The organism is Pseudophaeobacter leonis, assembly GCF_002087335.1.
GTDB classification, from domain to species: Bacteria; Pseudomonadota; Alphaproteobacteria; order Rhodobacterales; family Rhodobacteraceae; genus Pseudophaeobacter; species Pseudophaeobacter leonis.
Genome location: NZ_MWVJ01000103.1, coordinates 1 through 21,580 on the forward strand (window position 1 = coordinate 1; position 21,580 = coordinate 21,580).

The following is a 21,580-nucleotide window of genomic DNA, read 5'->3' on the forward strand; positions in this document are numbered from 1 at the left end:
GGCATGCCCCCGGGCCCAACCCCGCCTATCTCTTTGCGCTGGTGGCAGGCGATCTGGTCAATCATCCCGACAGCTTTACCACCATGTCCGGCAAGGACGTCACGCTGAACATCTGGGTGCGCCCCGGAGACGAAGACAAATGCGCCTTTGGCATGGAAGCGCTGAAGAAATCCATGACCTGGGATGACCAGGTCTATGGCCGCGAATACGACCTCGATATTTTCAACATCGTGGCGGTTGATGATTTCAACATGGGCGCGATGGAGAACAAGGGGCTGAACATCTTCAACTCTTCCTGCGTTCTGGCCTCGCCCGAGACCTCGACGGATGCCAATTTTGAGCGCATCGAGGCGATTATCGCCCATGAGTATTTCCACAACTGGACCGGCAACCGCATCACCTGCCGCGACTGGTTTCAGCTCTGTCTGAAAGAGGGGCTGACGGTGTTTCGCGACTCGCAATTCACCTCTGATATGCGCTCGGCCCCGGTGAAACGCATCTCCGATGTGATCGACCTGCGCGCCCGCCAGTTCCCCGAGGACCAGGGCCCGCTGTCGCACCCGGTGCGCCCGGAAGAGTTTCAGGAGATCAACAACTTTTACACCGCCACCATCTACGAGAAAGGCGCCGAGGTCATCGGCATGCTGAAACGTCTGGTGGGGGATGACGCCTACGCGCGCGCGCTTGATCTCTAGGTCGCGCGCCACGACGGTCAGGCCTGCACCATTGAAGACTGGCTCAAGGTGTTTGAAGACAGCACCGGGCGGGACCTGACGCAGTTCAAACGCTGGTACGGCCAGGCCGGCACGCCGCGCCTGAAGGTCAGCGACAGCTTTGAAGATGGCAGCTATACGCTAAGTTTCGAGCAAAGCACCGCGCCAACGCCGGGCCAGCCAAACAAGGACCCCCGCGTCATTCCCATCGCCGTTGGTCTGCTCAATGACAATGGCGACGAGGTGCGGCCCACCACGGTGCTGGAGATGACCGAGGCCAGGCAGAGCTTTACCTTTGAGGGGCTGGCCAGCCGTCCTGTACCCTCAATCCTGCGCGAATTTTCCGCGCCGGTTATTCTGGAGCGCGACAGCAGCAATGCCGAGCGCGCCTTCCTGCTGGCCCATGACAGTGATCCGTTCAATCGCTGGGAGGCAGGCAATGCCTTGGCAAAGGAAACCCGCATCGCGATGGTTCTGGATGGAACGGCCCCCGATGCCGCCTATCTGGACGCGCTGCAAAACCTGCTGCGTGACGACAGCCTCGATCCGGCCTTTCGCGCCCTGATCCTGCAGCCTCCCGGCCAGTCTGATATTGCCCAGACACTGCATGAACGCGGCCATGTGCCCGACCCGCAAAAGATCTATGAGCCGCGGCAGACCTTTGCCCAGACACTGGCACAGCAACTCGCAGACAGCCTGCCGCGGCTCTATGCCGACACAACGGTTGAAGGCGCCTATTCTCCCGATGCCGTCAGCGCCGGCAAACGTGGGTTGAACGGGCGTATCCTGTCGCTGCTCACCCGGCTGGATGGGGGGCAACAGGCCACGCGCCAGTTTGAGACGGCAGACAACATGACGCAACAGTTCACCGCGCTGGCCGCGCTGCTACACGCAGAAAAAGGCGCTGCACAGTCGCAGGCCTTTTTTGATCAGTGGCAGGGTGACCGGCTGGTGATGGACAAATGGTTCGCCCTGCAGGTCGCCTCAGCGCCGCCGCAGAAAACCTCTGAAGTGACCGCCGAGCTGACACAGCATCCGCTGTTCACCCTGAAAAACCCCAATCGCTTTCGCGCAGTCATGGGCGCACTGGCCGGCAGCCACGCGGGCTTTCATCACGCAAGCGGCGCCGGCTACAGCCTGCTGGCCGACAATCTCATGGCGCTGGACAGCCTCAACCCGCAGACCACGGCCCGGATGTGCACCGCCTTCCAGACCTGGACCCGCTATGATGCCGACCGTCAGGCGCTGATCCGCACCCAGCTGGAGCGGATCAAATCCGTTGACGGACTAAGCCGCGACACCAATGAGATGGTGAGCCGTATTCTGGAGGCCTCCTGATGGCCAAAGGGCCGCACAGCGATGCGATCTGATGCCCGGCATGCCAGACAGTTTGCCTGACAGCGATCCCATAGCCGCACAAAGCGCAGACCCAGGCAGCCCCCTGACGCCCTATCATTTTCAGCGTCAGGGGCGATCAAAGGGTTTGGCGCTGGCGCTGGGGCTATGGCTTGCCGCCCTTGGGCTCGGCTGGATCTTGCTGCAGCTCTCGCCCTGGGTGACGGTCCTTCTGGCCCTGCCCACCCTGCCCGCGTTCTGGGAGCTTTGGCGCAATCCCGCTTCCGGCCTGAGCGTCTCTCATGATCAGATCAGTTGGTTCAACGGCGACCAAAGCGCCAGTCTGCCTCTGGAAGAGATCGCCATGCTGCGGCTCGACCGGCGCTGGGACTTTTCCTTTCGAGCCACGCTGATTTTGCACAGCGGCGGCAAAATACGCCTGCCGCCCCCGGCCGTGCCACCGGTGCAGATCCTAGAGGACGCGCTGAACGCGCGGGGCGTTCGCAGCCAACGCCATCACTTCACCAATTTCTGAAGCCCGGCCTCTGCCCGCGTTCAGGCCACAAACACCGGGGCTGGCAGTAAAAAGACGCATAAAAACAGGCGGGTAACCGGGCACAAAAAGGGGCACCTCACCTGCGACCGCCATACATCGGATCAAAGAGAGGCTGCCAATGCGCTCCCCTTTGCCACGGCAATTCCTAAATCCTTACGTTTATCTCCCCATCGCCGCCACGATTGCGCCGCATTGAGAGATCAGTTTGAGTCGCAACGGTTAAGCTGCCAACCTGCAGGATTTTGAATGCTCAAATCTCATGATCATATGTGGACCCGCCTGTCCCAACTCCACAAAGACATCCCACTCTGGGTAGCTGATAGACTCGCGGGCGGCGCATCCGCTCCGACTGGCGCCACCACGAGCTCGACCACGGGCGCCACGCCACCAAAGCTGGGCGGCACAGGTCAAATCAGCCATACAGGCCAAACCTGCCAACTGGCGCAGAGTGATGCGCTGCAAGAGGTGGATCCCGACACAGCCTCCTTTGCCGAGAGCCTTTTGATTCCGATCTGCGGTGACTGCCCGGATACAGACAGCCGTCATGCGCTGCAGGACAAAGGCCAGTTTCTGGCGCGGCAGGAACGCTGGTCCGAGCTTTCGCAGCTGATCCGCCAGGCAGACCAACAGCGCAACTGCACGCCCGGGGGCCTCCCTGCGGCAGATCTGCTTGCCTATGGCGCGCGTGCCGATGTCGTAAACGCCGTGGAACATGCTCTGGCGGAACGCAGCACCAAACCCGATGCCGCTGGGGAAAACCGTATTCTGATCGACGGGGTTATGGCGCTGGAAACCCTGCGCTGCGAACACCGTCAGGACAGCCACCTCACGGCGATTGTCGCGCTGGCGCATATCGACATCGCCTGGATCTGGCGCAGCACGGCACCGCAGGTTACCACCTCAAAGGCCAGCGCAGAGTCGCATCTGCGCCGGGCCAGCGCGCATTTTGAACGCGCGGCGGCACTTTTGGAGCCGCTGAAAGATCAAAGCAAAGACAGTGCGTTTTTGTCAGCCGCACAATGCGCCCTTTTTGCCGGCCAGACTGCCAACACGCTCAAGGTTGCGGACGCCTATGGCGCCCTGATTGACAAAGACCCCGGCAACCCACGCCCGATGCGGGCTCTGGGGGTACAAATGTTGCCCCGCACCAATGGCTGTTATGCCGCGCTGGAGCTGGAAGCCCGCCGCACCGCCATACGGACCAGAAAGGAATGGGGCGCTGGCGGCTATACCTGGGTCTATTTTGACGCCATGGCCCTGGACGAGCAGGCCTGCGAACGGGTGGACGCCAGCTTCTTTCTCGAGGGGTTGCAGGACATATTGCGCACCGATCCAAGCCAGGAAATGGTCAATCTGCTCGCAGCCTATTGTGCGGTGTCGCTGCGCAACGGCCCCGGTGGCGGCGAACAGGCCGAACAGCCTGCCCAGACCGCTCAGGCCCACCAGCCCGCCCAGACCGACCAGGCCGACCAACCCGCACAGGCCCGCCGCAAGATCTCCGAAGCTGCCCGCTGGCTGATCCGCGGCCACCTGCGCGAGCTGCATCCGCTGATCTGGGCCCATGCCTGTGAAGGCTTTGACAACAACGCGCGCATTGCATCCCTGCAGCGTTTTGCCGCCCATGGGCAGGCCGCCGCCCTCCGGTGCATTGCCGGGGTTTTTCGCGACGAAATCGACAGTGGCCACAAGATTGCCTTTACCCCGGAGGGGATTGATCTGGTGTCGGTCTAGCCCCGGCTGCCGCCCCGAAAGACATACGAGACGACAAAACACAAAGAGCCGGGAATACGCCCCGGCTCTTTATTTACTGGCTCTTTTCGTTCACTATCGCGCAAAGACCAAGACTGCCTGCAGCACGCAGCTCTGCGCATCAGGTCTTTTTAAAAGCATCCATCAAGGCCGCCCCAAGGGCACTCGTTTCGGATTTGCCACTGCTCTTGGGAGAGGAGGACATTGCCGCGCGCCCGCCCGCACTACCTGATCTGTCGCCAGGTTTGCCGCCAGGTTTGCGGCCCGCCTTTTGGCCGCCGCGTGGCGCCCCGCCTGCAGCTCCACCCCGGGCATCGCGCCCGGCAGATCCGCGCGCATTGCGTTCGTCCCGCGCCGAAGCACCTCCGTCCTTGCGCATGGTCAGAGCAATGCGTTTGCGGGCCACATCGACTTCGGTCACCGTGACCTTGACCACCTGACCGGTTTTCACCACCTCATGCGGGTCTTTCACAAAATTATCGGCCAACTGGCTCACATGCACCAACCCATCCTGATGCACGCCGATGTCCACAAAGGCCCCAAAGGCGGCGACATTGGTCACCGTGCCCTCTAGCACCATGCCGGGTTTGAGATCCTTCATGGTCTCGACGCCCTCTGCAAAGGTTGCCGTGACAAACGAGGGACGCGGATCGCGACCCGGCTTTTCCAGCTCCGAGAAGATGTCGCGCACCGTAGGCAAACCAAAGGTCTCATCGACAAACTGCTCGGCGTGCAGGCTTTTGAGGGCCGAACTGTCGCCCATGATCTGACGAATATCGCGCCCACAGGCGGCAATCACCCGACGGGCGACGCTATAGGCCTCAGGGTGCACCGAAGAGGCATCCAGCGGCTCTTTGCCGTCGCGAATACGCAAAAAGCCTGCGCATTGCTCAAAGGCCTTGGGGCCAAGGCGCGCGACCTTCAACAGCTCGCGGCGCGAGGCAAAGGCGCCGTTTATATCCCGGTGCGCTACAATGGCTTCGGCCAGCCCAGGCCCCAGGCCGGACACATGGCTCAGCAGCGGTGCCGAGGCCATGTTGAGGTCGACGCCAACCGCGTTCACCACGTCCTCGATTACCGCTTCCAGCGATTTTGACAGGCGGTGCTGGTCCACGTCATGCTGATACTGGCCGACGCCAATGCTCTTGGGCTCGATCTTCACCAGTTCCGCCAGCGGATCCTGCAAACGCCGGGCAATCGACACCGCCCCGCGCAACGAAACATCCAGATCAGGAAACTCCCGCGCCGCCAGCTCAGAGGCCGAATACACCGAGGCACCCGCCTCGGAGACCACCACCTTGGTCGGCGCTTTCACCTTGGCGGGCAGATGCTTGATCACCTCGGCCACCATGCGTTCCGTTTCACGACTGGCGGTGCCATTGCCGATGGCCACCAGCTCAACCCCGTGTTCAGCAATCAGCTTCAGAATGCTGACCTGGGCGCCACGCAGATCATTCTTTGGCTGGAATGGATACAGCGTCTCTGTGGCGAGAACTTTGCCGGTTGCATCAACCACTGCCGCCTTGACGCCGGTGCGAATGCCCGGGTCCAGCCCAAGCGTCGGTCGCGCACCGGCTGGGGCGGCAAAGAGCAGGTCCTTGAGGTTGCGGGCAAAAACATGAATGGCATCGTCCTGCGCGCGGGCCCGCAGATCGCTCATCAGCTCCAGCATCATCGACAGGCTCAGCTTGACCCGCCAGGTCCAGCCCGCAACCTTGCGCAACCATTTGTCACCGGGACCAGTACCGCCCGCGCCCAGTTCTGCTGCGACCATGCCTTCTGCGCGCGCCACGCCCTCGTCCGGCTCGGGGCCGATATCCAGCGACAGCACCCCCTCATTGGCCCCCCGCAACATGGCCAGTGCCCGGTGCGACGGCACATCGGCCCAGCGTTCGGTGTGATCAAAATAGTCAGAGAACTTGGCGCCCTCTTGTTCCTTGCCCTCAATCAGTCGCGCCGTCAGAGGCGCATCAGCTTGCAGGAACTGTCGCAGACGGCCCAGCAGCCCTGCATTTTCCGTCATCCGCTCTGTCAGAATATCGCGCGCCCCGTTCAGGGCTTCCTTGGTGCCCGGCACCGCCTCACTGAGGTACCCAGCCGCCAAAACCTCCGGGTCGGCCAGGTGATCTGCCAGGATCGCCTCCACCAGCGGCTCCAGGCCGTTTTCACGGGCAATCATCGCCTTGGTGCGGCGCTTGGTTTTATAGGGCAGGTAGATGTCTTCCAGCTGCGCCTTGGTCTCTGCCTTGGCAATCGCGACCGCCAGATCCTCCGTCAGCTTGTCTTGCGACTTGATCGCGTCAAAGATACTCGCCCGCCGCGCTTCCAGCTCGCGCAGATACGACAGCCGCTCGGCCAGGGTGCGCAGTTGCGTGTCATCCAGACCGCCGGTCGCCTCTTTGCGGTAGCGCGCCACAAAGGGCACCGTCGCCCCCTCATCCAACAGGGTCACGGCACTGTTCACCTGCTTTGGGGCGGCGCCAATTTCCTTGGCAATTTCACTGGAAATTTTCTGGGCAATACGGGCTGCGGTATCCAAGATGCGTCCTCATTTTATCGGCTCGGAGCGTTTCGGGGCTCTGCTCGGGCGCTCTTCTTAGCCCTGCTGCAAGCCAGCGCCAAGAGCTTGCGTGACGCAGCCACGCACAAACCCGCATCCGCCCCGCATCTGGCAGGTATCAGGCAGGCATCAGGTCGGCATCAGGCCAAGATCCCGGCAGAATCTCCGCACCCTCTTGCCCCGCATGGCCCGCTGGCCTAGAACCCTTTTCAAACCTGATCAAAGGAGCCGGTGCGCAATGCTCGACCTGACATATGAACTCCCCAAACCCAAGGTAATCTCGGGTGCCAAACATGACTGGGAACTGGTCATCGGTTTGGAAGTCCATGCCCAGGTCAGCTCCAATGCCAAGCTGTTCTCTGGCGCCTCGACCAAATTCGGGGCTGAGCCAAACTCAAACGTCTCTTTCGTTGATGCGGCAATGCCCGGAATGTTGCCCGTGATCAACGAATACTGCGTTGAGCAGGCTGTGCGCACAGGGCTTGGCCTGAAGGCAGAAATCAACCTGTGGTCCGCCTTTGACCGCAAAAACTATTTCTACCCTGACCTGCCGCAGGGCTATCAGATTTCGCAGCTCTATCACCCCATCGTGGGCGAAGGCGAAGTGCTGGTGGAACTGGGCGACGGCACCGCGCGCAACGTGCGGGTTGAACGCATCCACATGGAGCAGGACGCGGGCAAATCGATCCACGACATGGATCCCAACATGTCGTTTGTCGATCTCAACCGGACCGGCGTCTGCCTGATGGAGATCGTGTCGCGTCCGGATATTCGTGGCCCCGAAGAAGCCGCCGCCTATGTCGCCAAGATCCGCCAGATCCTGAAATATCTCGGCACCTGTGATGGCAATATGCAAAACGGCAACCTGCGCGCCGACGTCAACGTCTCGGTCTGCCTGCCGGGCCAGTATGAAAAATACCAGGAAACTCAGGATTTCTCTCACCTCGGCACCCGCTGCGAGATCAAGAACATGAACTCCATGCGCTTTATCCAGCAGGCGATCGAGATCGAGGCCCGGCGCCAGATCGCCATCATCGAAGGCGGTGGTGAGGTCGAACAGGAAACCCGCCTGTATGATCCTGAAAAGGGTGAAACCCGCTCGATGCGGTCCAAGGAAGAAGCGCATGACTATCGCTATTTCCCCGATCCAGATCTTTTGCCGCTGGAAATCGAACAGGCCTGGGTGGACGATATCGCCGCCTCGCTGCCCGAGCTTCCCGACGCCAAAAAGGCGCGTTTCATCGCGGATTTCAAACTCAGCGATTATGATGCCTCAGTCCTGACCGCAGATGTGGATTCTGCCGCCTATTTTGAGGCCGTCGCCGAGGGCCGCAATGGTAAGCTGGCCGCCAACTGGGTGATCAACGAATTGTTTGGTCGCCTAAAAGCGGATGAGGCCGATATTGCCAACTCTCCAGTCACGCCTGCGCAGCTGGGCGGTATTGTTGAGCTGATCTCAGCCGAGACCATCTCAGGCAAGATCGCCAAGGATCTGTTTGAGATCGTCTACACCGAAGGCGGCGACCCAGCCGAAATCGTCGAGGCCCGCGGCATGAAGCAGGTGACCGATACCGGCGCCATCGAGGCGGCGCTGGATCAGATCATCGCCGACAACCCGGCCCAGGTGGAAAAGGCAAAACTGAACCCCAAACTGGCAGGCTGGTTTGTTGGTCAGGTGATGAAAGCCACCGGTGGCAAAGCCAACCCCAAGGCTGTCAACGAGCTGGTTGCCAAGAAACTGGGCGAATAGGCCACCCGTTGACTTCTGCTGCACCTGCGCGCTGGCCTCAAAATGCCATTGCGCAGGCGCAAACTGGACATTCCAGCGCCGCCTCCCTCTTGAGGCCGCAGGAATGGCGAAGAGGGCACGCGAATGGAGCAAGATATGCAGGTAACAATTCATATCGGCATGCCCAAATGTGCCTCCAGCACCGTGCAAGCGCATTTTGCGGACAATGACGAGCTGTATCAGAGCAAGGGCTTGCTTTATCCCACGCGGCACCGTCTGAAAAATGGCTATCGTCACCACAACCCATTGTTTGAACCAGACCTGTCTCCCGACACCGCCGTGCAGGACCTGCTGCGCGAAGCCGGGCGTAAAAACTGCGCCCGCATTCTGATTTCCACAGAACGGTTTAGCACGGACACAGAGGGGCACCTCGCACGCATAACCGCAGCCTTTGCCCGCCAGATCGGTACCAAAAACATCACCTGCCTGTGCCTGGTGCGCGATCCGGCCTCGATGCTGCGCTCGAGCTTTCAACAATTTGTCAGGGCCGGCCTCTGGCAGGTGAACCGGGCAAAATTCTATGCCGAGACCGATGGGTCAATATCGGCCTTTTTGCAGTCTTTTCGCGCTGAAAATGGCTTTGATCTGCATGAATATGACAAGATCATTGCCCGCACCACCAAGGGCGTGACGGCTGGCCAGCTCCTGGTCTGGGACATCAAGTCCGGGCCTGACATCCTGACCCGCCTGACGCAGCATTTCGAGCTGCCAGCCGGGCAGGCTCCGAAAAAGCAAAACCTCAGCTTTCCGCCCGCAAAGATCGCCTTTTTGCGGCAGTTTCAGCAGAGCTATGGCCAGGAGATCTACCAACAGAATCGCGCGCCTTTGCTGCGCAAGATTGATCTTACTGGCGTGCCCATGACTGCTGAAGACGCGCTGCGCGACGGGCTCGACATCTCGGATGCGGCCCTGGACGCGCTGTTTCCGACCCTGCAGGACGGCTTTCACAAGGCGCTCGCGCTAAACGGCCAGGCCTTGCCGCTTGTCCCGGCTGAAAGCTAGGCCGCGACCAAGGCTGGCACCTAGACAGTCTCCAAGACTGGCTCCAAGACTGACACCAAGACTGGCGCTTGACGCCTGCGACAACATCGCTAAACCTCACAGGCGTCATCAGGAGACCAGCATGCAAGCGTTCGAGTATAAAGTTGTTCCCGCCCCCCATAAGGGCACCAAGGCCAAAGGCGTCAAAACCCCCGAGCAGCGCTTTGCAAATTCCATCGAGATGACTCTCAATGAACTGGCCGCCCAGGGCTGGGAATATCAGCGTGCCGAGCTTTTGCCCTCGGATGAGCGCGCAGGCCTCACTGGCTCTACCACCAACTGGCGCAATGTTCTGGTCTTTCGTCGTGCCCTTGTCGTTGAGGGCGCGCATACGGGCGCTAGCGCAGCCCCGAGCCTGGCCGCTGAGACAGCGCCGCAAACAGTCCCGGCACCAGTTGCGCCTGTCGCCCCTACTCCTGCATCTGCACCTGCTGCGCCGCCTCTGACCGCAACGGCTGGTGATCCACAGGCCCCCGCAGGCGCCGCGCCCATTCCCGGCGCAGGGGCTGCCAAAATGCAGGCCGATGACGGGGTCGAAGAGCTCAGCCCGGTTGCGGGCATGACGGCAGCGCTCAAAGCCCGGGCGATGATCCGCTCCTCCAGCGAGGACTAGGCCCGCAATCAACAGACCCGACAAACAACGAACCCACCATACAACGGGCCCACCATACAACGGGCCCACATACAACTGGCCAACTAGACAACTGGCCAACTAGACAACTGACCTGCCAGAGGTGCTTCACCGGTGCATCACTGCGGCCCTCGCGCAATCTGCAACGAGGGACTCCGTCTTATTGCCTCTCAGGCTCAGTCACAGCCGATGTCCAGCGCCAGCGCATGGATGCGCGGCACAATATCGCCGAGCGCCTTATGCACGGCACGGTGCTGCTGCACCCGGCTTTGTCCGGCAAAGGCCTTAGAGCGGATCATCACATTAAAGTGACTCTCGCCGCTGCCATCATGGCCTGCATGGCCAATATGGCTGTTGCTGTCATCCACAACCTCTAACGCCGTGGGTTCAAACGCGGCCTGCAGCCGCTGTTGCATTTCCATACGAATGTTCATTTTACACTTCTCCACATTTTTATTTCGCTGCCCCCCTTCAATCTCACGCCCCTTAGACTAAACTGCCTCCTCCGAGTCGAGCAGCTGCGTCTAGAAAGTGCACCCCATGAGCAAATCAGATCCTTTCGGTTTCGACATGTCCGTCAGCTCTGCCAAAAAGAAGAATCCGCGTGGGCGCCGCAGCATGTCTGGCGCCTCAGAAACATCTGTCCGGGTCTGTGACAAGGACGGCTGCGAGGAGGCCGGCAAGTTCCGCGCCCCCAAGGCTCCCGATGTGTTGGATGATTTTTTCTGGTTCTGCCAAGAGCATGTCCGCGAATACAACAACCACTGGAACTTTTTCCAGGGCACCACTGAGGCTGAGCTGAACGCACAGCAGTCCAAAGACAAGGTCTGGGAGCGACATACCAAGCCAATGGGTGATCCCGAGGCCCGCGCCTGGGCGCGTCTTGGCATTGAGGATCCGTATCAGGTGCTGGGCGTCAATGCATCCCAGAACCCAGGTCGCTCTGCCACTGCCGGGCGTCGTCTGCCCGCCACCGAGCGGCGCGCCATCGAGGTGCTGGAAGCCAAGGACAGCTGGACCAAGGCTGACATCCGCAAAGCGTACAAAAAACTGATCAAGGTGCTGCACCCGGATATGAACGGCGGCGACCGCAGTCAGGAAGAGCAGCTGCAGGAGGTGATGTGGGCCTGGGACCAGATCAAAGACAGCCGCAGCTTCAAATAGGCTCTTGCCCAGGCGGGCTATGAAATGAGTATGGGCAGCTGTCGGGCTGCCCTTTTTTGTGGCAAGATGCCTGAAGCTTCAGCGCCAACCAGCCAGGACTTTTGCGCGAGTTTGCCGCCCGGCGATACAGGCGGGGATAAAAACCCGCGAAAAAAACGCCAGTTTTGATCTCAACATCACGTTATTTGGCCCTGTCCTACTCTGGCTCTTGCCCTTATTTTCCAGATCGGGCACCAATCCCACGGATTGACCCCGCAAACGGCGGGAGAGGAACAAGGATCGACTGAGATGACTGACGGCATGCTGGATATGAATGCGAAACCGACCGACACCATTTCGGTCCGCGATGTCTTTGGCATCGACACCGACATGACCATCAAGGGCTTTGCCGAGGGCTCGGAGCGCGTTCCTGCGATTGATCCCACCTACAAATTCGACCCTGATACCACCATGCCCATCCTGGCCGGTTTCTCGCACAACCGTCGTGTGACGATCCAGGGCTACCACGGCACGGGCAAATCGACCCATATCGAACAGGTTGCTTCCCGCCTCAACTGGCCCTCGGTGCGCGTCAACCTTGACAGCCACATCAGCCGGATCGATCTCATCGGTAAGGATGCGATCAAGCTGCGCGACGGCAAACAGGTCACCGAATTCCACGAAGGCATCCTGCCCTGGGCGCTGCGCAACCCGGTTGCGATTGTGTTTGACGAATATGATGCCGGCCGCGCCGACGTTATGTTTGTGATCCAGCGGGTGCTGGAGCATGACGGCAAGCTGACGCTGCTGGTCCAGAACGAGATCATCACGCCAAACCCCTATTTCCGCCTGTTTGCCACCGCCAACACGGTCGGTCTGGGCGACACCACCGGGCTGTATCACGGCACCCAGCAGATCAACCAGGCCCAGATGGACCGCTGGTCGCTGGTCGCCACGCTGAACTATCTCAGCCATGACGCCGAGACCGCCATCGTGCTGTCCAAAGCCCCGCATTACAACACCGACAAGGGCCGCAAGAACATCAGCCAGATGGTGACTGTGGCTGATCTGACCCGCACGGCATTTATGAACGGCGATCTGTCGACTGTGATGAGCCCGCGCACCGTGATCAACTGGGCGCAAAACGCCGAGATCTTCCGCGATGTGGGCTATGCCTTCCGGCTGTCCTTCCTGAACAAATGTGACGAGCTGGAACGCCAGACCGTGGCCGAGTTCTACCAGCGTTGCTTTGACGAAGAGCTGCCCGAAAGCGCCGCAAGCGTCAGTCTGGGCTGATCAGACAAGGACAAGAACCATGCATATTGGATTGATTGGTGGCATCGGTGTTGCGGCCACAGTGGTCTACTATCAACGGCTGACGGCCGCGATGGCCGCCCGCAACCTGCCGCTCCAATTGACCATTGTGCATGCCGATGTTCAGGAACTTATCCGCAACAATCTTGCGGATAACCGCGCGGCACAGGCCGAGGTATATGCCGGTCTGATCGACCAGTTACACGGGGCCGGAGCTGATTGTGCCGCAATCACCTCTCTGGGGGGGCACTTTTGCTTTGACGAAACTGTGCCGCTGTCCTGCCTGCCATTGGTGTCTGCCGTGACACCGCTTGACAGCTATTTTGCCTCTCAGGGGCTGAAGACCGTTGGTCTTTTGGGCACCCGCGTTGTGATGCGGACTGGGCTGTATGGGCAACTGACGCAAACCCGGTTCGTCACATTGGATGATGAGATCGACAGATTGGGTCAAAGCTATCAGGACATGGCCGTCGCCGGGATCTGCACGCCGCAGCAACGCGAAACATTCCTCGATGCTGGACGGCAGATGGTTGCAACCAGGGGCGCCGACGCCATTGTTCTGGCTGGCACCGACCTGAACCTCGCCTTTGACGGACAGGATCCGGGCTATAGGGTGGTAGACGCTCTGGACGTACATGTGGATGTGCTGGCCCGGCTGGCAGCGGGTGACACCCTCCTCGATGAAGTGAGCGCGACAAGATGAAAAAACCAAACGACAACCCTGCTGATCCGTTCAAAAAGGCCCTCGCCGAGGCCACCAAGGTCATGGCCAATGACCCAGAGCTGAGCGTCTCCTACACCGTCGACCCCTCGGGTGTGTCCGGTGACAACATGCGCCTGCCGCAGGTTTCGCGCCGGATGAGCCGCGAAGAGGTGCTGCTGGCGCGTGGCACGGCCGATGCACTGGCGCTGCGCCGCAAGTTCCACAATGAAGCCACCCATGCCAGATACGCCCCGCCCGGTGACATGGCCCGCGATCTCTATGAGGCGATGGAAACCGCCCGTTGTGAGGCGATGGGGGCACGCCACATGCCCGGCACGGCCTCCAACATTGACGTCAAGATCCGCAACGAGGCCATCCGGCGCGGCTATGACCAGATGAAATCCTCTTCCGAGGCGCCGCTGGCGGCGTCGGCCGGCTATTTGCTGCGGCACCTGGCCACTGGTCGCCCCCTGCCGCAGGGGGCGGACAACGTTCATGGAGCTGTGGCGGGGCTCATTGAATCTCAGGCCCGGGACACGCTGGACGATCTGCAGGAGAAACTCGGCGATCAGTCCGAGTTTGCCAAATTCGCCCGCAAAATCATCTCGGACCTTGGCTATGGCGACCAGCTCGGCGACGACCCGGATGAGCTGGACGACAATCAGGATGACGAGGCCGAAGACGACGCTGAAGAGCAGCCCGACCCCGACAGCACCGGCGAGGACGATTCCGACGACGAGCAGTCGGAGGCCGACGCCGAACAGGCGCAGGAACAGCAGCAGGACGAAAGCCAGGCCGAGATCTCAATGGATGAGCTGGCCGATGAGGAGCTTGCGGAAGACAGCGAGATGCCCGATGGCGAAGCGCCGCTGGACCCGCCGCCACCGCCCGCCGCATCCGAGGCCGATCCGGACTACAGGGTTTTTCTGGATACCAATGACGAAGAGATCGCCGCCGAAGATCTGGCAGAGCCCGCCGAGCTGGAGCGCCTGCGCGCCTATCTTGACCAGCAGCTGGAGCCTCTCAAAGGTGCCGTGAGCCGCCTGGCCAACAAGCTGCAGCGCCGCCTGCAGGCGCAGCAGAACCGCTCGTGGGAGTTTGATCTCGAAGAGGGCATACTGGACGCAGGTCGTCTGGCGCGTGTCATTGCCAACCCGACGACGCCGCTGTCGTTTAAGCGCGAAAAAGACACCGAGTTCAGGGATACGGTGGTGACGCTGCTGATCGACAATTCCGGCTCTATGCGCGGACGGCCCATCTCGATTGCCGCGATCTGTGCCGATGTTCTGGCCCGTACTTTGGAACGCTGCAACGTGAAGGTCGAGATCCTCGGCTTTACCACCCGCGCCTGGAAGGGCGGACTGGCGCGCGAAGCCTGGCTGAATGACGGACGGCCGCAGATGCCCGGCCGCCTGAACGATCTGCGCCACATCATTTATAAATCCGCAGATACCCCCTGGCGGCGTGTCCGGCCCAATCTGGGTCTGATGATGAAAGAGGGCCTGCTGAAGGAAAACATTGACGGTGAGGCGCTGGAATGGGCCCACCGCCGCATGTTGGGACGTCAGGAAGCGCGCAAGATACTGATGGTGATTTCTGATGGCGCGCCGGTAGATGACTCCACGCTCTCGGTGAACCCGGCCAACTATCTGGAAAAACACCTGCGCGATGTGATCGCCATGGTGGAAAAACGCAAACAGGATGAGCTTTTGGCGATTGGTATCGGCCATGACGTCACCCGCTATTATGACCGCGCCGTGACCATTACCGATGTGGAACAACTGGCCGGAGCCATGACCGAGCAACTGGCCGCCCTGTTCGACAGCGACCCGCGCGCCCGTGCCCGTGTCATGGGGATCAAGAAAGTCAGCTAGCACCAGCATTGCAACAGAGCGCAGATCGTTCCCTGTTCGCTCCCCCTTGGTGGCACAAAAAAGGAGGGGGGGGCTCCCGCGCCTTGGCCGCGCATCTACAGATGCGCCACAAAGCCTTGGGCCCGGCAGCGCGCTTTCGCGCGCTGCGCTCATGGCACACCAGAGGTTTCATTCGGTGGCTGCGCCGCGCCCTGGCGCGGCGCCCGGCCCAACGGCACAAAAAGCATCTATGATGCTTTGCGGGCGGGCGGGAGCCCCCCCCTTTTTTTCTGAGGGCTATGTCACGCAAGATGAGCATTCTCTTTTGCGCCAGCCCACTCTTGCCAGCACTGCGTGGATTTGAAACAACAAGTGCAACGCATGATGTGGAACGCGCGCGGGTCGCATCAAAGACCCACAGGAGCGGGCCACGTGCACCCAGCTCCTAGCCGTTAAGGACTTCTCCGATGTTTCAGAATTTCGACGTCACCGCGCGTCCCGAACAAGGCCCCCCCCGGCTGCAGGCCCTGCGCGCAGAACTCACCCGCGAAGGCTTGAGCGGCTTTATTGTCCCACGTACCGATGCCCACCAGGGCGAATATGTCGCCGCCCATGACGAACGTTTGAGCTGGCTTACCGGCTTTACCGGCTCTGCCGGGTTCTGCGTCGTCCTGGAAGCCTGCGCCGGTGTCTTCATCGATGGACGCTACCGCACCCAGGTAAAACGACAGGTGGCCGCGCCGTTCACCCCGGTGCCCTGGCCTGAAATGCAGCTCGGCTCCTGGCTCAAAGAGCAACTGCCACAGGGAGGCCGGGTTGACTTTGACCCCTGGCTGCACGCGACCGCGCAGATCACCACCCTGACGCAAGAGCTGGAAGGATCCGGCATTGAGCTGGTGCAATGCGACAACCTTGTTGACCGGATCTGGCAGGACCAACCTGCGCCTCCCATGCAGCCCGTTCAGCCACATCAGCTGGAACATGCCGGCGAGACAGCTACGGCAAAATGTCAACGCCTTGCACAAGAGCTGCAACAGGCAGGTCAGTCGGCAGCACTGATCACCCTGCCCGACAGCATCATGTGGCTTTGGAACATCCGCGGCGCAGATATTCCGCGCAATCCGGTGGCACATGGCTTTGCAATTCTGCATGCAGATGCCCGGGTGGATCTCTTCATGGCAGCCGCGAAACTGACCGACCTTGGCTCTCACCTGCCCGAAACGGTCACAACGCACCCTCCAGAGACCTTTCTAGCCTCTGTCAGCGCCCTAACTGGCGCAGTCGCTGTCGATACCGCCAGCCTGCCCCATATCGTCGCTGAGGCACTGGGCGAGACGCTTGTTGCCGCAGGGGACCCCTGCGCCCTCCCCAAGGCGCGCAAGAACGATGCAGAGATCGCAGGCTCTGCCGCCGCGCATCTGCGTGATGGCGCCGCCGTGGTGGAACTTTTGAGCTGGCTGGACGCACAACCCGCAGGCACCATCAGCGAAATCGACGTGGCAACCCGGCTGGAAGAGCTGCGCCGCCGCGACCCGGCCCTGCGTGATATCAGCTTTGAGACCATATCTGGCACCGGCGAAAATGGCGCTGTCATGCATTACCGCGTGACCACAGAAAGCAACACGCGGTTGGACGCGGGCCATTTGCTGGTGCTCGACAGCGGTGGACAATATCTGGACGGCACCACCGACATTACCCGCACCATTGCCATTGGCACGCCCGGACAGGATGAGCGCGCCGCCTTTACCAGGGTGTTGCAAGGGATGATTGCCATGTCGCGACTGCGCTGGCCCAAGGGGCTTGCGGGCCGCGACATAGAGGCGGTCGGGCGTATGCCTCTTTGGTTGGCAGGGCAGGACTTTAACCACGGGCTCGGCCATGGGGTTGGCGCCTATCTCAGCGTTCATGAGGGGCCGCAGCGGCTCAGCCGGGTCTCAACTGTGCCACTTGAGCCTGGCATGATCCTGTCAAACGAGCCAGGATACTACCGCGAAGGCGCCTTTGGTATCCGGATCGAGAACCCGCTGGTTGTCATACCCGCCCCGGCGCTGGAAACTGGCGATCCAGAGCGCGAGATGCTGAGCTGGCGCGGCCTGACCTTTGTGCCAATCGACCGACGCCTGATTGTCACCGAAATGCTGACCGCTGCCGAACGCGACTGGCTGAATGCCTATCACGCCGATACTGCAGCACTGCTGCGCCCCAACGTAAGTTCAGCCGCGCAATCCTGGCTGGATGACGTCACCCGGCCAATCTGATAACAAAATGTTACATGTTTGCGGCATAGGGATATGTCAAAGACCGAAATGAGGGGAAACAAGATGAGCAGCATCCGTATTCGCAAGGCCGCCGGCACCTGGGTGGTCAGATCCGGCGGTGCCGTACTTGGTGAAAGCAATCGCGCACTGGAGCTGGACGAGGATGGCCACGCGCCGGTGATCTACTTTCCCCGCGAAGACATTGCCATGGCCTTCTTGGACCCAAGCAGCAAGACGAGCCATTGCCCCCTGAAAGGTGATGCCACCTATTTCTCTATCGTGAACAAATCATCGGTGAGTGAAAATGTGGTCTGGAGCTATGAAGCGCCGCTCGAAGAGGTTGCCGAGATCAAGAACCACCTCGCCTTTCATCAAAGCGACTCCGTGAAGGTTGAACAGATCTAAATCCGCAGATGTGAGGCACGGTATTCGGTGTGAGGCACTGTATGCGGCGGCCTTTTCTCAGAGCAGCGACACTGTCCTTAAGGCAAGGCTGTCCCCAGGCAGACCGCATGTCACGCCCGCGCATTCCATTCACGCAGGGGTTTGAGGAGTGGGCGTAGGACAGTGGGTAAACCTGAACCTGAACAGGAACCGACCGCTATAGGGCGGTCGTTTTCATTTCCAGTTCAGGGCTATTTGCATCAAAGATAACATCAAAATACCCGCTGCGGGAGCGGTTCAACAGACCCTTCTCTCTCTACAGGCCTTTCGACGCAATCGGTCTCGCAGGCCAGGCATTGTGCTCTATGTGCATTGTGACAACTGATGACAAACCCGAAAACATCCGGGGTTAAACTCCGGCAAGCGCGCCGGTCAAAGGATCGCCCGGCAAAGGCTACGCCGTACATCGTCCAGTCGCCTTTCAGCACTAAAGACATTCTTCTCCATCGCACATTGGATCGTGTAGTCGATCAATGACTGCAAAGATGCCTGTTCTTTTTCCCGCTCAACGACATGACGTTCTTGCTCGACCTCTTTTGGGGCGAATTCAAAGACACGCATATTCTTCCTTCCGCACTCTAGGAACTATCGTTAGTGTAGGCGCAGATTCGCACATTCCAAGCCAATTCATCAGTAGCTAAGAAAAAATTAACCATTTCGAGATGGCGGCACATCGCCCCTTATCGCACCACTGCGAAAAATTGGTATCTCCGTCTATGATGAAACCTCGGTCAGCAGCGCAGAAGGCTGCCTGGTCAGCAGCCACTCCACGATGCGTCATGCCATAGAAAACTCCGCCACATTCTGAGAGATACGCTGTTTTGCCCTGTGGTCGCGGCAGTGTACCGGATGCCAGAGCCTAGGCCCTCCGCCAGAAGGCCCGCCCCCCGCTGGCAGAGCCGGAGACCCTGGCACCTGCGCCGACCGCGCCCCGCTGCAAGACTGATCTGCAACGGAAATTGCCACCAGTGGCAGGGGGCTAGCACCTGGGCTGAGACATCAACGCCAACATTTTCACCGCCGCGTCCAGTGCGCCAACTGGTGCCTCATCAGGTGGGACCTCGCGGCAAATTGGAGGGTTTCCGTGATAAAGGAACTGCCGGTATTGCTGTGAGCGGGCGCGCAATGCGCTGTTCAGGCAGGCTCCTGAGCCTTGGTAAAACGGCACCGAAATGCGGCGCCCGGGCCACGTAATGCCCTGAAAAAGCGAATAAATATCCGATTCGACATGCAAGTACTGCCTTTAACTGCTCCGTAAAATCCGTTGTAAAGAGTGTCTCGGAAACCCTGAGGGCAAGCAGGCAACATGGTGACAAGCGGACCCTAGGCCTGTCTTTTTGGCAGCTCATTCAGGCGACTGATCAGGCCGTGGCTCTGCCAAAACGGCTGCCAAGATCAGCCCTTGGCATCGGGCGATGTGCCGGTGCCCTGCTCCCTATGGCGTCGACGCAACTCGATCTGATCTGGCGTCACCGCGACAATGAACCCTGCCGCCTGCCCCGGCGACAACAGCAGATCAGCGCAGCGCGTACCTGTCGCAACATGCGACGCACCCCCGGCCTGACGGTATAGAAATGCGCCGTTTTGATCCTCGGTGGCCCCAGCATCCTTTCGCTCAGCACAAAGGGCTGCTCAGCTGTGCTCTTCCGCCGCGACCGCCACCAGGGCCCGGTTAAACGCCTTGAGCGCATCGACGTGATAGATCGCTCACACCAGTATTTCGCCGCCATCATTCCGTTTCACGACTGGCAAAAATGTCACATCCGCACGGTCGAAAACCGGCAGAGCCGCCTCAAGAGAGGCGCCAAAATCCAGAGCGAGGCCCTGTGCCTGCAGCGCCTCAAGGTCCGCGCGCGCAGCACAGCGCGCATCATCCAGCGGGCGCATCCCCGCATCGGCCTGGAGCAGGGCCAGCAGATAGGCCTGCGGCCCCGCCGCACAGTGAACATTTCGCCGCTCAAGCTGCGTCAGGAAAAACGAGCGATCCACCAGCCGCGAGGCCAGAGCGGTGGAAATCGACACGGCCACCATCACGGCGAGACCGATCTGCCAGTCTCCGGTCAGCTCAAACACGATCAGGGTGGTGGAAATGGGCGCGCCCAGAACAGCGGCTGCAACGGCTCCCATGCCGGCAAAGGCATAGAGCGTATGGGTGCCAGACACATCAGGCAGAAAAGAGGTCGCAACCAGGCCAAAGGCCAGTCCGGTAATAGCGCCAATCATCAGCGACGGCGAGAACACGCCCCCCCCCATGCGCCCGCCCATGGTAATCGCCACAGCCGCCGTTTTAACCACGACAAAGACCAAAGCCTGCGACAGCACCAGCCCGCCCGTGAGCGCCAGCTCTGTCGTCTCGTAGCCGACGCCAATGATATGCGGATACCAGATCGCCATGATGCCCAGGATCAGGCCCGAAATCGCCGGGCGCAGCCAACGCGGAATGCGCCAGCTTTCCTGCAGCGCGTCGCCCACATGATCGGCAAAGAAGATTGCCCGCATCAGGAGCACCGCAACAAAGCCGCAGATCACGCCCAGCATCAAAAAGGCAGGCAATTCCACATAAAACTGCAGTGCTCCCGGCGTGATCATAGAGAACTCAGTGACATCGCCATAGGCCAGCCGGTTGATGACGGTCCCCGCCACAGAGGCGATCACAATAGGAGCAAAGGCGTGGACCGCAAAATGGCGCAGCACCACCTCAAGAGCAAAAAGAGCCCCAGCAATGGGGGCATTAAAACTGGCTGAAACGGCCGCAGCAACCGCGCAGCCCAGCAGATCACGCCCGGTGATCCCATCGGCCCTGATTTTCTCGCTGACCCAGCTGGAAATCACTCCGGCCAGATGCACCACCGGCCCTTCACGCCCAGAAGAGCCACCGGTGGAGAGGGTAATAAACGAGGCCAGGGCTGATGCAAGCCCGGCACGGATTTCCAGGCGCCCATTCTGCATGGCTGCGCCTTCGATCACATCCGCAACAGAGCGTACCCGGCCATCCGGCGTGAAACGATCCAGAATGATCCCGACAATCAGCCCGCCTGAGGCAGCGATCAGCACCAGCCAGTACCACGGAAGATCCGCCGCAAGACTGTGCAGGTAGTTGGCGTCTTCTGCACCGTAAACCCAGGCCTGCAGCGAGGAGATACCTTTGCGAAACAGCAAAGCCGCAAGGCCGGCGCTGATACCGATCAGCAGGGCAATCAGCCAGAACTGAAACTGGCTTGGCCCCCTTTGCAGCAGCATGCGCCAAAGATCCCGCCCCCCTGAGAACAGGCTTGCGAAACGGGCTGAGACAGCAATGCGTAGCATTTCGGGCATAGAGGTCCTGTAAAGAATTATTTCTGCGCTACTGAGCCCAAAATTACATAAGAGACCGTAAATATTTGGTTGGCATCCGGCCATTCCCAAAACAATTCATGCAACAACTGCAAAGGGTTTAGCTGGCTAACAGGGCCCGGGCGGCGGCGCGTGCTTCCTGGGTGATGGTATCACCA

General features: G+C 60.3%; 14 protein-coding genes and 2 pseudogenes. 12 read left to right on the forward strand and 4 right to left on the reverse strand.

Going from position 1 to position 21,580, the window contains the following annotated elements; genetic code table 11:
* The 3 genes and pseudogenes from pepN to B4968_RS19400 all read left to right on the forward strand — a co-directional run.
* Positions 1–2,051 (forward strand): annotated as a pseudogene (gene pepN, locus B4968_RS19390) (aminopeptidase N); the annotation flags it as partial.
* A gap of 40 nt (positions 2,052–2,091) precedes the next feature.
* Positions 2,092–2,583 carry a hypothetical protein gene (locus tag B4968_RS19395; RefSeq protein ID WP_241525858.1) on the forward strand — a complete coding sequence of 164 codons (492 nt, stop codon included), beginning with the start codon at positions 2,092–2,094 and terminating at the stop codon, positions 2,581–2,583.
* A gap of 267 nt (positions 2,584–2,850) precedes the next feature.
* Positions 2,851–4,335, forward strand: coding sequence for a hypothetical protein (locus B4968_RS19400; protein WP_241525859.1), 1,485 nt, complete (start codon positions 2,851–2,853; stop codon positions 4,333–4,335).
* A gap of 139 nt (positions 4,336–4,474) precedes the next feature.
* Here the strand turns inward: B4968_RS19400 and B4968_RS19405 are convergent, their stop codons facing one another.
* On the reverse strand, positions 4,475–6,892 hold the full coding sequence (locus B4968_RS19405) for a Tex family protein (protein ID WP_083100958.1): 2,418 nt from the start codon (positions 6,890–6,892) through the stop codon (positions 4,475–4,477).
* Between the two features lie 259 nt (positions 6,893–7,151).
* Here B4968_RS19405 and gatB point away from each other — a divergent pair, with 259 nt between their 5' ends.
* The 3 genes from gatB (at position 7,152) to B4968_RS19420 (ending at position 10,356) form a co-directional block, all read left to right on the forward strand.
* Positions 7,152–8,663: an Asp-tRNA(Asn)/Glu-tRNA(Gln) amidotransferase subunit GatB gene (gene gatB, locus B4968_RS19410; protein ID WP_083100959.1), complete on the forward strand. Its 1,512-nt coding sequence runs from the start codon at positions 7,152–7,154 to the stop codon at positions 8,661–8,663.
* A 135-nt stretch (positions 8,664–8,798) separates the two neighbouring features.
* Positions 8,799–9,704 (forward strand): hypothetical protein, encoded by a 906-nt coding sequence (locus tag B4968_RS19415; protein WP_139792926.1) that lies wholly within the window; start codon positions 8,799–8,801, stop codon positions 9,702–9,704.
* Between the two features lie 121 nt (positions 9,705–9,825).
* A complete protein-coding gene (locus B4968_RS19420) occupies positions 9,826–10,356 on the forward strand; it encodes a DUF4177 domain-containing protein (RefSeq protein ID WP_083100961.1) in 531 nt (176 codons plus the stop codon).
* 194 nt (positions 10,357–10,550) lie between these two features.
* On the opposite strand, the gene B4968_RS19425 is transcribed toward B4968_RS19420, so the two are convergent.
* Positions 10,551–10,808 carry a BolA family protein gene (locus B4968_RS19425; protein ID WP_083100962.1) on the reverse strand — a complete coding sequence of 86 codons (258 nt, stop codon included), beginning with the start codon at positions 10,806–10,808 and terminating at the stop codon, positions 10,551–10,553.
* Between the two features lie 106 nt (positions 10,809–10,914).
* On the opposite strand from B4968_RS19425, the gene B4968_RS19430 reads away from it, so the two are divergent.
* From B4968_RS19430 to B4968_RS19455, 6 genes are all read left to right on the forward strand, one after another.
* The gene (locus tag B4968_RS19430; RefSeq protein ID WP_083100963.1) at positions 10,915–11,538 is read left to right on the forward strand and encodes a DnaJ domain-containing protein; all 624 of its coding nucleotides are present in this window, start codon (positions 10,915–10,917) and stop codon (positions 11,536–11,538) included.
* Positions 11,539–11,826: 288 nt separating this feature from the next.
* Complete coding sequence (cobS, locus tag B4968_RS19435) at positions 11,827–12,813, forward strand: cobaltochelatase subunit CobS (RefSeq protein WP_083100964.1); 987 nt, start codon at positions 11,827–11,829, stop codon at positions 12,811–12,813.
* Between the two features lie 19 nt (positions 12,814–12,832).
* Positions 12,833–13,534, forward strand: coding sequence for an aspartate/glutamate racemase family protein (locus B4968_RS19440; protein WP_083100965.1), 702 nt, complete (start codon positions 12,833–12,835; stop codon positions 13,532–13,534).
* The gene (cobT, locus tag B4968_RS19445; RefSeq protein WP_083100966.1) at positions 13,531–15,408 is read left to right on the forward strand and encodes a cobaltochelatase subunit CobT; all 1,878 of its coding nucleotides are present in this window, start codon (positions 13,531–13,533) and stop codon (positions 15,406–15,408) included. The genes B4968_RS19440 and cobT overlap by 4 nt, the downstream gene beginning before the upstream one ends.
* Before the next feature lie 446 nt (positions 15,409–15,854).
* Positions 15,855–17,645: an aminopeptidase P family protein gene (locus B4968_RS19450; protein ID WP_083100967.1), complete on the forward strand. Its 1,791-nt coding sequence runs from the start codon at positions 15,855–15,857 to the stop codon at positions 17,643–17,645.
* Between the two features lie 63 nt (positions 17,646–17,708).
* Complete coding sequence (locus B4968_RS19455) at positions 17,709–18,050, forward strand: DUF427 domain-containing protein (protein WP_083100971.1); 342 nt, start codon at positions 17,709–17,711, stop codon at positions 18,048–18,050.
* Between the two features lie 411 nt (positions 18,051–18,461).
* Here B4968_RS19455 and B4968_RS19460 read toward each other — a convergent pair whose 3' ends face one another.
* Positions 18,462–18,650: a hypothetical protein gene (locus B4968_RS19460; protein ID WP_083100968.1), complete on the reverse strand. Its 189-nt coding sequence runs from the start codon at positions 18,648–18,650 to the stop codon at positions 18,462–18,464.
* A 1,071-nt stretch (positions 18,651–19,721) separates the two neighbouring features.
* Positions 19,722–21,404: pseudogene (locus B4968_RS19465) on the reverse strand (chloride channel protein).
* Positions 21,405–21,580: the final 176 nt, after the last annotated feature.

Bases quoted from the DNA above. Each gene is read 5' to 3' on its own strand.
- B4968_RS19395 (WP_241525858.1), top strand. From the start codon at position 2,092: ATGCCAGACAGTTTGCCTGACAGCGATCCCATAGCCGCACAAAGCGCA.
- B4968_RS19400 (WP_241525859.1), top strand. From the start codon at position 2,851: ATGCTCAAATCTCATGATCATATGTGGACCCGCCTGTCCCAACTCCAC.
- gatB (WP_083100959.1), top strand. From the start codon at position 7,152: ATGCTCGACCTGACATATGAACTCCCCAAACCCAAGGTAATCTCGGGT.
- B4968_RS19415 (WP_139792926.1), top strand. From the start codon at position 8,799: ATGCAGGTAACAATTCATATCGGCATGCCCAAATGTGCCTCCAGCACC.
- B4968_RS19420 (WP_083100961.1), top strand. From the start codon at position 9,826: ATGCAAGCGTTCGAGTATAAAGTTGTTCCCGCCCCCCATAAGGGCACC.
- B4968_RS19425 (WP_083100962.1), bottom strand. From the start codon at position 10,808: ATGAACATTCGTATGGAAATGCAACAGCGGCTGCAGGCCGCGTTTGAA.
- B4968_RS19430 (WP_083100963.1), top strand. From the start codon at position 10,915: ATGAGCAAATCAGATCCTTTCGGTTTCGACATGTCCGTCAGCTCTGCC.
- cobS (WP_083100964.1), top strand. From the start codon at position 11,827: ATGACTGACGGCATGCTGGATATGAATGCGAAACCGACCGACACCATT.
- B4968_RS19440 (WP_083100965.1), top strand. From the start codon at position 12,833: ATGCATATTGGATTGATTGGTGGCATCGGTGTTGCGGCCACAGTGGTC.
- cobT (WP_083100966.1), top strand. From the start codon at position 13,531: ATGAAAAAACCAAACGACAACCCTGCTGATCCGTTCAAAAAGGCCCTC.
- B4968_RS19450 (WP_083100967.1), top strand. From the start codon at position 15,855: ATGTTTCAGAATTTCGACGTCACCGCGCGTCCCGAACAAGGCCCCCCC.
- B4968_RS19455 (WP_083100971.1), top strand. From the start codon at position 17,709: ATGAGCAGCATCCGTATTCGCAAGGCCGCCGGCACCTGGGTGGTCAGA.
- B4968_RS19460 (WP_083100968.1), bottom strand. From the start codon at position 18,650: ATGCGTGTCTTTGAATTCGCCCCAAAAGAGGTCGAGCAAGAACGTCAT.